Origin of the sequence: Arthrobacter cavernae, from assembly GCF_017368795.1 — a bacterium.
Taxonomy (GTDB): Bacteria; Actinomycetota; Actinomycetes; order Actinomycetales; family Micrococcaceae; genus Arthrobacter; species Arthrobacter cavernae.
The window spans coordinates 373,805-387,321 of record NZ_JAFNLL010000002.1; the positions used below are offsets into that span (position 1 = coordinate 373,805).

8 protein-coding genes are annotated in these 13,517 nt (G+C 66.9%); all 8 read right to left on the bottom strand.

Annotated features, from left to right (window positions below):
- Positions 1-50: 50 nt before the first annotated feature.
- Positions 51-2,282: an McrB family protein gene (locus J1902_RS01675; RefSeq protein ID WP_207614504.1), complete on the bottom strand. Its 2,232-nt coding sequence runs from the start codon at positions 2,280-2,282 to the stop codon at positions 51-53.
- Positions 2,283-2,337: 55 nt separating this feature from the next.
- Complete coding sequence (locus J1902_RS01680) at positions 2,338-4,314, bottom strand: DUF5107 domain-containing protein (RefSeq protein WP_242701431.1); 1,977 nt, start codon at positions 4,312-4,314, stop codon at positions 2,338-2,340.
- The gene (locus tag J1902_RS01685; RefSeq protein WP_207614506.1) at positions 4,307-7,474 is read right to left on the bottom strand and encodes a glycoside hydrolase domain-containing protein; all 3,168 of its coding nucleotides are present in this window, start codon (positions 7,472-7,474) and stop codon (positions 4,307-4,309) included. The genes J1902_RS01680 and J1902_RS01685 overlap by 8 nt, the downstream gene beginning before the upstream one ends.
- Positions 7,475-7,652: 178 nt before the next feature.
- Positions 7,653-7,826 carry a hypothetical protein gene (locus tag J1902_RS01690; protein WP_207614508.1) on the bottom strand — a complete coding sequence of 58 codons (174 nt, stop codon included), beginning with the start codon at positions 7,824-7,826 and terminating at the stop codon, positions 7,653-7,655.
- 61 nt (positions 7,827-7,887) lie between these two features.
- A complete protein-coding gene (locus tag J1902_RS01700) occupies positions 7,888-8,973 on the bottom strand; it encodes a copper homeostasis protein CutC (protein ID WP_242701432.1) in 1,086 nt (361 codons plus the stop codon).
- Between the two features lie 47 nt (positions 8,974-9,020).
- Complete coding sequence (locus J1902_RS01705; protein WP_207614510.1) at positions 9,021-9,440, bottom strand: acyl-CoA thioesterase; 420 nt, start codon at positions 9,438-9,440, stop codon at positions 9,021-9,023.
- 53 nt (positions 9,441-9,493) lie between these two features.
- Complete coding sequence (locus J1902_RS01710) at positions 9,494-11,497, bottom strand: ABC transporter ATP-binding protein (protein WP_278253574.1); 2,004 nt, start codon at positions 11,495-11,497, stop codon at positions 9,494-9,496.
- Entirely contained in the window at positions 11,494-13,227 is a 1,734-nt protein-coding gene (locus tag J1902_RS01715; protein WP_207614512.1) for an ABC transporter ATP-binding protein, read from the bottom strand. The genes J1902_RS01710 and J1902_RS01715 overlap by 4 nt, the downstream gene beginning before the upstream one ends.
- Between the last annotated feature and the right edge of the window lie 290 nt (positions 13,228-13,517).

The following is a 13,517-nucleotide window of genomic DNA, read 5'->3' on the forward strand; positions in this document are numbered from 1 at the left end:
CGATGTGCCGGCCCACCGTTGGTTGGCGGCCCGGCCGGGGCGGAACGGCCTTAGCGGACCGCAAGGCGTCCCAGCAGCTGGTCCAGGCCGAAGCGTTCCTCCAGCTGCGCCCGGTTCAGCTGCCCGTGGTAGTGCTCCTCCAGGAGCGGCATGAGCTCGTACTTCCAGATCCGGCGCAGCCCGGCCGGGTTCTGGGCGGCCTTCTTCATGAAGTAGGACGGCCCGATCATCAGGTCCCGGTCCCAGTCGTCGATGGCGTCGTTCAGGGCATCCAGCAGCTCCGCGTTCAGGGAATCCAGGCCGCGGGCCTCAAGGAAGCGCCGCAGCGTGCCGCGGATCGGCTCCACCTTGGGGTGCAGTTCGATGAACGCGAAGCGGCGGCGGATGGCGGCATCCATCATGGCGATGGAACGGTCGGCCGTGTTCATGGTGCCGATGATGTAGAGGTTGTCCGGCAGGCTGAAGGGCTCGTTGGGGCTGTACTGCAGGTAAATCCGGTCGTCCCGGTATTCGAGCAGGAAGTACAGCTCGCCGAACACCTTCGCCAGGTTGGCGCGGTTCATTTCGTCGATGATGAGGAAGTACGGCTTGTGGGCGTTCTCCGGCTTGGCGGCTTCCTCGGCGAGGCGCCGCAGCGGCCCGGCGACGAGTTTGAAGGACACCTGGCCGTCGTCGGTCTTGTCCGGGCGGAATCCCTCAAAGAAGTCCTCGTACGCGTACGAGGGGTGGAACTGCACCAGCTTCACGCGCTCGTCCGTACTGTCGCCGGCGAGTTCGGCGGCGAGGTGCTTGGCAAGGTAGGTCTTGCCCGTGCCGGGCGGACCGTACAGGACCAGCTGGCGGTTCTCTTCGAGCAGTTCCGCGATTTCTTTGAGCGGCTCAAGCTCCATGTGCAGGGAGGCCGCGAATTCTTCTGTCAGCGGCCGGAAGCCTTCCGGGACGGGCTCGACGACGGCGGCCGGGGCGGCGTCTTCCTCGCCGTCCGCTTCGGCCTCGGCCGGGAGCAGCGGAAGGAGTGCCTGGATGACGCGGGTGACGTCCACGAGGATGCCGGGCGTGGAGAGCTGCCGCTGCACATGGCGCGGGAGCTCGGCGATGGCGTAGCTTTCCTCGAACCAGCGCACCTTGCGGCGGATGCGGCGGTTGTCCTCATTGTGCTCGGGCTCGCCCAGCACCACGCCCACGTGGACGGTGCCCGAGTGCTGGAACAGCGTCAGGTCGCCGGGCTTCATGACGGAAAGGAAGGCGAATACCGCCGTCTTGGTGTCTTCACGCTCAACATAGCCGAGGTGCTTGTAGTCCTCATCCACGGCGTGCTGGACCACCCCGGCGGTGACGCCGGCGGCCAGCGAGCGCAGGTGTTCGACGTCGAGCGTTGCCTTCTCCTCGCCCTGCCAGGCGGCCAGGAGCTCGGCGTTGTCGTGGTGGGTGCGCAGCAGCCAGGAACGGCGGCCGGGATCGCCCACTTTGCGCCACTGGCTGACCAGCTGGCGGGCGTACCAGTCGATGCGCTGGCCGGCCTGTTCGTCCAGGTGCAGCCGGATGCGGTGGATGTCCGCGGTGATGTCCTCGTCGGATTCACCGTTGGCACCGCCCACCAGGGAGGCGAAGGCGTCGCGGATTTCCCGGCGTTCGACGTCGGCCACCACGGGTTCGAAGTAGCTGGGCCAGGCCAGGTACTCGATGCTGCGGCGGATGGCCGGTTGGTCATCCGGGGTTCCGGCGGCAAGGTCGTGGAATTTCAGCGGGTCCTTGAGGGCCTTGTTGATGGCCGCGGTGCTCTGCCCGTCCAGGTGTGCCACGAAGCGGCAGAGCCACTTCAGGTGGTCCCAGATGGTCCAGTTGAATTCCGCGGTGCGGTCCCGGATGACGCCGTGGTCCGTCATGCCCTCGTAGAGTTCCTCGGGCAGTTCAAGTTCCGGCTCCAGCCAGGACGCGGCCTCGGCCACGCGGGCGCGCTTGACCTTGAGCGACTTGACTTCATGCGCCAGCGGCAGCGACTGCAGGAACAGCATCTCGACCGCCAGCAGCTTGGCCTCGCGCGATGCCCCTTCAAGGTTCTGCCGCAGCTTGGTCATCATGGGCGCCTTGGAGTCCTCCACCTCGCGGTCCAGGCGCTCCAGCAGCTCGGCGGCAGCATCCGCGGTCCAGGTGAGAGTGGTCCCGTCGAAGGCCGAAGGCTTGCCCTGGAGTGCCGGGCCCAGCACAAACCATGCCGCGTCCTCAATCTCCTTCGAGATGCCGGTGGCGCGGTCAGGGACGGTCTTTGCTGAGGGAGTCACCCTGCAAATTTACATGGTTTGCCGGGCCCCGGCACCCCCGGCGCAGGGGCCCGCGCTAGTGCATTCCGAACTGGTAGGCAGGAGGAACGGGTTCCCCCGGGCACACTTCCTGCCACAGTGCCGAGAGGGCGTCCTCGCCTTCGAGCAGGTCCGGAATTTCCACGCCGTCGCGCAGGATCCTGGCCGCTTCGGGAACACGTCCGCTCCTGGCGAGCGCCAGCGCCGTCAGGAACCGGACACGCCCGACGGCGGCGCTCCCCTCGGGTGCCCGGCCTGCCAGGTCCAGCGCCTGGGCCGGGTTGCCGTGGCGGATGCTGAGGGTCATGGCCTCGGTGAGCAGGGGGATGCTGGCGGGCTCGAGGCGGCAGGCAGTGGCCAGCTCGGCGAGGCCCTGCGCGTCCTCTCCGGTGGCGAAGAGTGCCAGGGCGAGGCCGCGGCGTGTGAGGGCTTGGGTGGCCGAAGTTGCCACCGGGTCCTGCAGCAGCCCCCGGTAGCCAGCGATGGCCCCGGCGAGGTCCTGGCGGGCATGCTTCATGGTGACAAGGTGGAAACGAGCTTCCGGATTGTTGCCGGCGGCGGCGAGCAGTTCCTCCCAGTCCGCACCGGCAACGAAGCTCGCTGCTCCGCCGAAGTCCTGCCCCGCGAGCAGTTCCAGCCACGGCCGCTGTTCCGCGCTCACGCTTTCATCGGCGAAGGGGGTACCGCTCTCGTCCAGCCACGCGCTTCCGTTGTGCCGGCGTCGAGCCTTCTCCACGGCACCCCAGCCGCTGGCCAGGCCGAGCATGGTCGACGGCGGGACGTCCGCATTGCGGATGGCTGCCGGCAGCATGGCCTCAAGCTGTTCGTTCGGCAGCAGCTCCTTGAGGCGGGCGCCGGCGTGGGCCACCGCGGCGTCCCAGTCCGTGCCGTGGGAGGTCTCCGGGTCCAGCCGGCCGTTGCCGTAGGCCTCCACCCAGCTCCATTCCGCCCCGGCGGGCAGGGCGAGGTGCTCAAACTGGGTCCGTGCCAGCCCGGCCTGGATCTCGGCGTACGGGCCCGCGCCGGGGCTGAGCCATTCCTGCCAGCGCTGCCCACCGTGGCCCTGTCCCCAGACGAACAACTTCTTGCCGCGCAGGCGGCTGGTGGACAGCATCGCGAGCCCATCGCCGTCGTCGTCGGCCGCCACTACCCAGCGCCGCTCTGCCGGGTCGATGTCGAAGAAGAAGTCCGCGGCGTGCGGGCTGCGGACCGGCCACGTGCCGTCGATCCCTTCGTAGTCCGTGGGCCGGACGCGCGTGATGTCCGTGGCGTAGTCGCTGCCGAAGGCTTCGTCCGCGGGGGCGATCACGCGCGTGCGCGGGGTTTCCGGGATGGCGGCGTTGCTCCACCAATACATGGGGACGTCGTGGCTGTTCGGGTTGCGGAGGCGCATGGCTGCGTACAGCACGTCCGAGTCTGCGGGCAGCCACATGTCCACCTGGAAGACCACCTCGCGGAGCCGTTCGAACTCCCACATCCGCAGGATTTCCTGGCCGTCGGGCGTGTGGACGATGGCGGAGTGGAGCGGATCGCAGGTGCTGGGCGAGTGCCCCCGCGTGCCGATGTTCCATTCAAGGCCGCCGGCGAACCAGGCCTTGCGCAGCGCGATGTTGGCCAGCTGCGGGGCGCCGTGGGTGTGCAGGAGCTGCTTCCCCGAGGCCTTGTCGAAGAGTTCCCAGAGCCTGCCGCCGAGGCCGGGCAGGATGACCGCGCGCAGTTTGCTGTTGTCGAGCACGACGGCGGCCATCTCCCGGGGCGCGGCCTCCCGCGTGTAGCCGTCCTGCATGCGGTACGGGAACATGTTGGGCACCTGGCCGTAGCGGGCCGCGGCCTGCAGCTCCTCCGGGACGCCGTCGCCGATGGTGTACGGCTGGTTGAGTTCGGCGGCCACCACCGGGAGCAGGTTCTCCGGCCCCAGCTCCGCCATGGTCAAGGTGATGGTGGTGACGGTGAGGGTGGATGCGGTGGTTGTTGGTTCAGACGGGCGTGTTTCAGGCGGGCGCGTTTCAGACATCGTGGTTTCCGATCATCAGGAGGAGTCCGCGCTTGGGTTCGATCGTGATGGGCTGGCCAGGCGCGTAGCTGGCGGCCGTCTGGAAGCCGTCGATCTCCGGTGCGGTGACCGGGGCGGCGGCAAATCCCGGGCCGCCGTCGAACCTCAAGGTCACGTCCACAGTCTCCTCGGCCCAGGAAGCGAGCGCCACCACCAGCCCGGCATGGGTCAGCCAGGTGGTGGCGAGCACCTGCGGGTGGCTGCTGCGGACCGGGGCGTCGGCGGCCCAGTGCCCGATCATCTCTGCCTGCTCCAGTCCGGCGTCGGCCCAGAATTGCCACAAGGGACGGTTGTCCACGGCGGGGGCCCGGCCGGTCATGCCGAACACCATGCCACGCCAGGGGTTGCCGCCGCCCTCGAGCATCTCGCCCATCAGCCCGAACGGAATGCCCGAAAGTTCCACGAGCCAGTATTCGGGCGAGGTGTTGTCATAGTCGAAGTACTCGCCGAACCAGAGCCGGTCCACGTACGGCAGCTGCTCCATGTAGAGGTTGGCCGAGGACGCGAAGCCATCGTGGGCCGTAAACTGGTTCGCCGAGTGGAGGTCGATCTCCGGGGCGTCGCGGTTTGGTCCGGTGCCGGTCTGGCGGGCCTGGCAGTTCCGTTCCAGGACCTTGCGGACGCGCAGCATGGCGTGGCGGTCGTAGGCGATGTCGTCCAGGTAGATGCCGTCGATGCCCGTGTTGTCCGTTCCTGAACCGCGGGCTCCAGAACCGCGGGCCAGCTCCTGCAGGCTCCTGACGTAGAAGTTCTCCCAGCGCGACTCCCCCGTGGTCACCACGGCGATATCCTCCACGTTGGGGGCGAACCAGGCCGAGACGTAGCCGCTCCCGGCGTGTTCCTGCAGCCAGATGTGGCCCATGCCGGGGCCGTCACTGAAGATTTCGTGGCCCAGGGACAGCAGGGGCAGCAACTCGGGGCTGTGGAAGGTCAGTTCGCGGACGGTGTTGTAGATCTTGGCCGTCAGCCCGTGCCGGTGTGCCTCGGCCGTGTACTCGGCGAGCGATTCCGCGCTCAGCAGGGGATCGTTGATGTAGGGGGCCGGGGCGGTGGCGTGGTGGACGTTGACCACGGTGGCGCCCGCCGCGGCGATCTGTTTCGGCGCCGCCGGGGCGTGGAAGTAGCGCTTGGCCAGGTGCTTGCGGGGCTCGATGGGCTTGAAGGGGGTCAGCAGCAGGCGGAAGTCGAAGTCCAGGCTCTCCCCCGCGGCCAGGGTGCGGGCGCCGCTGAAGGCGCGGACGCTGACCGTGGTGGCGTCTGCGCTGTCAAGAGTGCGGAGGGAGACGCCGCCGCGGACCCCGCCGTCCTGGCGGTTGGCCCACGACGCCGGTTCCACCAGGGGCTTTTCCCGGTAGAAGTTCGTGTTCAGCGGCCGTTCGTATTTGCCGTCACGCAGGGCGAGCTGGACGCCGGCGTTGACCCCGCCCAACCACAGCGCGTCCTGGTTGCGCGTGGCCACGTCCCAGCTCCAGTCGAGCGTTTCGGGCCTGCGGCCGCCGGGAACGCCCAGACCCATGGCCAGCGGCACCGCGGCCTCATGGAAATCGAGCGCCAGCCCGACGTCGTACAGCCCGGCTGCCGTCCCGCCGGAGGCGAGCTTGAGCGCGAAGGTGCACGCGCCGTCGGCCTCCAGCACGCCCCGGAGCTCAAGCGACAGCCCGCCGCCCCCGCTGCCGGTGGCCGTCCCGGTGGCCGTCCAGCGGCACGTCCACGACACCTGGGCCGGGCCGTCGATGCTGAATTCCAGCGGCGAGTAGCTCCAGCCGGGCTCCACGCCGGCGTCGAGCTCCAGTTCCATGGGGGCGGCCAGCAGCTCGACGGCGGGGCCGTCGGTTCCCGTGACGGCGGACGTGAAGGTGGAGGACAGCTGGGCGGGAAGGCCCGACGGCGCGAGCCGCACCGTCCTGCCGAGGATGCCCAGCGTGCGTGCCTGCGGATCGAGGGTCACCGCCGTGAAGGGGGCTACGAGTTCGCGGTCCTGGGCAACGGCCGAGTCCAGCCACGCGAGGCGGCGCAGGTACCGGGGATCGCCGAAGCCGCCGGCCACGATCTCCGGATCGGCGTCCTCGAGCGGAAGGACGTCCAGGGTGACGTCCACGGTGCGTGGTTCATGGCCGGCCGCGGCGACGGTGATGCTGGCTTCGATGGTGGTCCCGGCGGCCGCCACGGGGATGGGCAGGACGGTGAACAAGGCCTGGACGCTGCCCTTGGCGACGCCGAGCGTGCGGAGCATTGGGCGGCCGAGCCGGTCCGTGCCGCGCGTGTTGATGCAGTGGCCCGCCTCGGGCCCGCCGTACACTTCGAAGCCGTGCACCTCCACCGTGACGCCGTCGAGGTCCTGCAGTGCGTAGAGACCAAGCTGCACCACGTAGTCCTCGCCCGGCTGGGCGGTGGCCCGGAACTCATCGCGTGGACCGTTGATGGCCCAGTGCGCCGGCACGGCTTCCCGCATGGAGACGGGGTTCAGCCGGTCCTCCGGGAACAGCAGGAATGCCTGGCCGGTATGCTTCGCGTGCAGCCGGTCAAGTTCCTGGCTGCTCGCCGTGAAGTTCATGGGGGCGAACGAGTCCCGCTGGCTGGCGGCTTCGTAGCGGAGGACCCTCGCCCGCGGCAATTCGGGCCGCGCCGGCCCCCAGCCGGAATGCTCGACGGCGGCCGCCCAGGCAGGTTCGGCGCCCTGCCGCCGCGGAAGATACTGCGCCTGCGGGTAGTGGGCCTTGCCGAGCATGGCGTAGGGCAGGTAGTAGAAGAAGTACAGGCCCGGCCCGTCCACAGCTTCGAACAGAATCTCGCCCGACTCCTGATCGGCGCGCTCCACCAGCACGTTGCGCACCCGCGCCCCTGTCCGCGCCGAGGCCACGATGACCTCCACGCCGGTAGGATCGGCGTCGTGCCGGCGCCATGGGAGCACTACCCGGTGGGCCATGGCAGTTTCAGGTGTTTCGTCCGCCACCGGCACCTCCATCGCCGGCACTTCAACCAGGAAGCGGTGGTTCCCGTAGAGCAGCTTGTCCCAGCTCCCGACGCCGCACTCCACCTCCGGGTGTCCGGTGCCTGTGTTCCCTATGGTGACGGTGGTGTGGACTATTCCGGCTGCTTGGGCCGGCGGGTTCAGCGGCATCGCTGGGGCTCCTGAAGGTGGCTCGTGAGGGCTTGTTCACCAACGTGGTGAATCCTTCAATCATTGACTGCGGCAGTGGCCCTGTAAAGGGTCATTGCGAAGCGCACTCAGTGAAATTGCGCCTTGACAGCCGGCCACGAAACCGTGCAGGACGCCCAGGGGTTCGGAGTACCAAACCCTAGGCGATCAGGGTGTGCAGATCGACCGCGAAGAAGGCCACGAGCGGCCAGAGCACAATCGCCGCCAAGCCTTCGAGAATGTTGCCGGGAATGTTCCATGCCACCAAGTACCCGTGGGTGCTGGCGACCACTATTCCGATGGCCAGATACACCACCCCGGCTACGTCAGGCATCCCCGCCCGGCATGGGCACCTCCTCAAGCCGGCAACGACGTCGGTGGCCAGTTCGATCGTCTTAAGTGCTGAGCTCCCAGTGGACACGGATGGCTTCAGCCACTGGCCCGGCCGTGACATCAACTTGGAACTCAACCGGCGCGGTCCCGGTCTCTTCGATGGTGTTGTCCCGGTACACGCGGCCGCACGAGGGGCAGAGGGTGTAGACGGCCTCATCCTCAGGCCAGGCGGCCAGTCCGGCCGGCACGTCGGCGTTGCCGCCGAGGTGGACGGGAATGCCTTCCGAGTTGGCCTGGATCAGGCCCTGATCGCCGACGGTGTTGCCGCAAACGCAGATGATGGTGGTGACATCATGCCCTGTGACTTCGGCGAACTCGGGGGTCGTGCCGATCTCCACAGCATTGGATGCGTCCACCGCAGCCCGCGCAGCCCGGACCGTCTCACGGTCGGTGACCATATACGCCGTCGGGTCTGCAGCGTCCTGGCCTCCCAGCGGGATCGCGCCGGCGGCCAAGGTGGACACCATCTTTTTCGCGGAGAGGTGCACGGCAGCAACGCCTGCCTGGCCCATGGCGGGAATGTCCGCCAAGGCGAGGCCTCCCCCGGCCATGATCTCCAGTTCCCCGCCGGCGCGCTGCACCATCCTCGCCAGGGTATCGACGCCGGCCCCGGCCGTGGCCGCGTGGCCCGAACTGAGCACGCGGGTGAAGCCAAGCTCCAACAGTTGTTCCAGGGCGGCCAAGGGGTCATGGCTCTGGTCGATGGCCCGGTGGAACGTCAGTTGCGTATCCGGCTTCGCCTCCCGCGCGACGTCGACCAGCAGGCGGGTGGCATGGACATCCACGTCGCCTCCGGCCGTCAGGGCCCCGAGCACTACGCCGTGTGCGCCCTGGGCCAGCAGGCCGCGGATCTCCCGGGCCATGGTGTCCAGCTCCGAGGCCGAGTACCGGAAATCGCCGGGCCGGCACCGGATGAGGGGGTGGATCTCCACGCGTCCGTCCACGTGCTCGAGGCTGGCTTCCATCAGCCCCTGGCTGGGGGTGACTCCGCCAAGCTCAAGACTGCTGCACAGTTCAACACGGTCGGCGCCTTCCGAAGCGGCCACGCCTGCCCCCAGCGCACTGACAACGGCTATCTCTAGTTTCATGGGGCCACTCTACGGCTGCATGGCTCCCGAGGGCAGGGCCGCCGGAGCTATACGGCTCGATACTCTTCCAGCCGCTGCTTCTGTTCCGGGGTCAGCCGCAGCACCCGGCCCGTGGCCTCATCCACGAAGGCCAGGTGCGTGGTGGCCTTCACACAGTCCTCGCGCGTCACCGGGTCTTTCATCACGTAGTGCAGCTCGAAGCTGGCACCCTTCACGGCGCCCACCCAGATCTCCACCACGGCAGGGATGTTGCGGTATTCCAGTGTGCGCACGTAGCGGACTTTGTGTTCGACCACCAGGGCCATGATGCCCTCCGCAACATCGTTGAAGAGGGACACGGGAGGCTCGACGCCGGGCAGCCCGGCGCCGCGGGGCGGGCCGAACGCGGCGATGCGGGCTTCCTCCAGCATCCGTACGATCTGCACGTTGTTGATGTGCCCATAGGCGTCCATGTCGCCCCAGCGCATCGGCACCTGGACTTCGATGCGCCGGGGTGCGTCTGTATTCAGATCTGCGGTGCTCAGCTGTGCACCGCCGTCGAATCATCCACTGTGGTTTCCTCCACGTCTTCACCTGCGAACTGAGACATGTACAGGCTGTAGTAGGCACCTTGGAGTGTGAGAAGCTCGTTGTGGTTGCCCTGTTCCACGATCTTGCCGTTCTCCATCACCAGGATGGTGTCGGCGTCGCGAATGGTGGACAGGCGGTGGGCGATCACGAAGCTCGTCCGGTCGGTGCGCAGTGCGGCCATGGCCTTCTGCAGCAACAGCTCGGTACGCGTATCCACGGAGCTCGTGGCCTCGTCCAGGATCAGCAGCGAAGGATCGGACACGAAGGCCCGGGCAATGGTGATGAGCTGTTTTTCACCCGCACTGACGTTGCTGCCTTCCTCGTCGATGATGGTCTGGTAGCCGTCCGGGAGGGCGCGGACAAAGCGGTCCACGTAGGTGGCCTTGGCCGCCTCCATGATCTGCTCCTCCGTGGCGTCCAGCTTGCCGTACTTGATGTTGTCGTAGATGGTGCCGCCGAACAGCCACGCATCCTGGAGGACCATGCCTACCTTCGAGCGCAGCTCGGAACGGCTGAGCTCCTTGACGTCCACGCCATCCAGGGTGATGCGGCCGGAGTTGAGCTCATAGAAGCGCATGACCAGGTTGACCAGGGTGGTCTTGCCGGCCCCGGTGGGGCCCACGATGGCCACGGTGTGGCCCGGCTCGGCGCTGAAGGACAGGTCCTCGATGAGCGGCTTGTCCGCCACGTAGCTGAAGCTGACGTGCTGGAACTCGACATGCCCGTCGGTCTTGGCCGGCAGGTGCCCGGTGGCGGTCTCCTTGACCTCTTCATCGGCGTCCAGGAATTCGAAAACGCGCTCGGCAGAAGCCACGCCGGACTGCAGCATGTTGGCCATGCCGGCAATCTGGCCCAGCGGCTGGGTGAACTCACGCGAGTACTGGATGAAGGCCGTGGCATCGCCCAGGCTCATGGAGCCGGACGCCACGCGCAGGCCGCCCACGACGGCGATGCCCACATACGCCAGGTAGGACACGAAGTTCATGGCCGGGAAGATCACGCCGGAGACGAACTGCGCCCCGAAGGATGCCTTGTAGAGGGCCTCGTTGCGCTCGTCGAAACGCTCCAGCATGTCCGCGTCGCGGCCGAAGACCTTGACGAGGTCGTGGCCGGAGAACGATTCCTCGATCTGGCCGTTCAACGCCCCGGTGTTCTTCCACTGTGCGGCGAAGAGCTTCTGGCTGCGGGCGCCGATGACGCCTGCCACGATGCCGGAGAGCGGCAGCGCGATGAGGGCGATCAGTGCCAGCTCCCAGGAAACGATGAACATCATCACGATGATGCCCAGGACCGTCAGGACCGAGCTGACCAGCTGGGCGAACGCCTGCTGCAGGCCCTGCTGGACGTTGTCGACGTCGTTGGTCACCCGGGACAGGATGTCGCCGCGCTGGCGGGTGTCGAAGTAGTCCAGCGGGAGCCGGTTGAGCTTGGACTGCACGTCATCCCGGAGCTTCCTGATGACCCGCATGACGATCCTGTTCAGCAACCAGCCTTGTGCCCAGAGGAACATGTTCGCCACGAAGTACATGAGGAGCACGATCGAGATCAGGAACGTCAGCCTGGGGAAGTCGATCCCGTTGGTGAGCTCCATCTTGGCCACCATGTCCGCGAAGTTGCCCTGCCCCTGCTGGCGCATGAGCTCCGCGAACTCTTCCTGCGTCACTCCCGGCGGGAGCTGCTTGCCCATGACGCCGCCGAAGATGACGTCCATGGCGTTGCCGAGGATCTTCGGGGCGATGACGTTCAGGACTACGGAGACCACCACGAGGCCGATCACGATGATCACGCCTGCGCCCTCCGGCTTCAGCAGGCCCATGAGGCGCTTGGCCGATGGCCAGAATGCCTTGGCCTTCTTGGCCGGCACGTCGCCGAACATGCCGCCATCGGCCTCGCCGGGAGTGTATTCCTCTTCGACGAAGTCGTCATCGTCGTAGTGCTGCCTGTGATCGCTCATGCCACTTCCTCCGCAGCCAGCTGTGATTCAACGATTTCCTGGTACGTGGGAGAGGTCTCAAGGAGTTCCTCGTGGGTCCCCCGGTCCACGATCCTGCCGTTGTCCAGGACCAGGATCTGGTCTGCGTCCGCGATGGTGGACACGCGCTGGGCCACGATGATGACTGTGGCGTCCTGGGTTTTCTCCCTGAGCGCCTTGCGGAGCCGGGAGTCGGTGGCGACGTCCAATGCCGAGAAGGAGTCATCGAACAGGTACACCTTGGGCTTGGTGACCAGGGCCCGGGCGATGCACAGGCGCTGGCGCTGCCCGCCGGAGACGTTGGTTCCGCCCTGGGCCACCCTGCGGTTCAGTCCCGAGGACTTTTCCTGGACGAAGTCCTTGGCCTGTGCCGTCTCCAGCGCATCCCACAGTTCTTCCTCCGTGGCGTCGGTCTTGCCGAAGCGCAGGTTGTGTTCGATGGTGCCGGAGAACAGGTAGGGCTTTTGCGGCACCGCGGCCACACGGCTGGTGATGTCCGCCCGGTCCAGTTCGGTGACCGGAACGCCGTCGAGCAGCACCTCACCGGAGGCGACATCGTAGAGGCGCGGCAGCAGGGACACCAGGGTTGACTTGCCGGCACCAGTGGATCCGATGATGGCGAGCGTCTGTCCGGGCTCGGCGGTGAAGGAGATGTTGCTCAGCACAGGAGCCTCGGCCCCCGGGTACTTGAAGGTGACGTCGCGGAACTCCACGCGCCCCTTCTTCTCGGCCGGAGCCACCGGCGACCCGGGGTCGTGGATGGAGGATTCGACGTCGAGCACTTCGCCGATGCGGTCCGCACATACCGAGGCGCGCGGGATCATCATGGCCATGAACGTGCCCATCATGACGGCGATGAGGATCTGTAGGAGGTATTGCAGGAAGGCGGTGAGGGCTCCCACCTGCATGTCGCCTGAATCCACGCGCTGGCCGCCAAACCACAGCACGGCCGCGGTGGAAAGGTGCAGGATCATGCCGATGGCCGGGAACATGAGGACGAACAGGTTGCCGATCTTGACCGACACCTCGGTCAGATCGCGGTTGGCCTCCCCGAAGCGCTTGGCCTCGTAGGGTTCACGCACGAAGGCACGGACCACGCGGATGCCGATGATCTGCTCGCGCAGGACGCCGTTGATGGAGTCGATCTTCTTCTGCATGGAACGGAACAAGGGCATCAGGCGGACCACGAGGTAGCCCACCACGGCGATCAGGATGGGCACGGACACCCATACAAGCCACGAAAGGCTGAGGTCCTCGCGCAGGGCCATGATGATGCCGCCGATGCACATGATGGGCGTGGCCACCATGAAGTTCAGGCCCATGAGCACCAGCATCTGGACCTGCTGGACGTCGTTGGTGCCGCGCGTGATCAGCGTGGGCGCGCCGAAGCGGTTGACGTCCTGGGCGGAGAATCCGCTGACCTGCCGGTAGACGCTGCGGCGCAGGTCCCGGCCGATCGCCATCGCCGTCCTGGCGCCGAAGTAGACGGCGGCGATGGCGGTCAGCACCTGGCCGAAGGCCACGGCGAGCATGAGGGCGCCCGTCCGCCAAATGAAGTCAGTATCGCCCCGGGAAACTCCCTCGTCAATGATCTTGGCATTGAGGCTCGGGAGGTACAGGGTGGCGATGGTGGACGCCAATTGGAAGATGAGGACGGCCAGAATTTGCGGCAAATACGGCTTGGAATAGCGCCGTATCAGTGTGACAAGCATGCCCACGGATCCTTAGAAAGAGTGCGCGAATGGGTTCGGGAAATTAGTATCAGCAGGGGCTGACAGTCTTGGAAGAACCACTCTACGAAATCCGTTGCCTCAGCGAAACATCCGCGGTCAAAGATCATCCCTGCGGAGTATTTCAGGTCTCGGCGGCCAATTTCCGCCTCCGTGCGGCAAACCCACTGCCAACAACTGAGTAGCTCCCAGTAGTCGCGTAACCCGAGCGAGTACTCTTTCGCCGTCGTCGCCGGTTTAGGCAGTAAAACACGAGTACCGACTACTCGCGA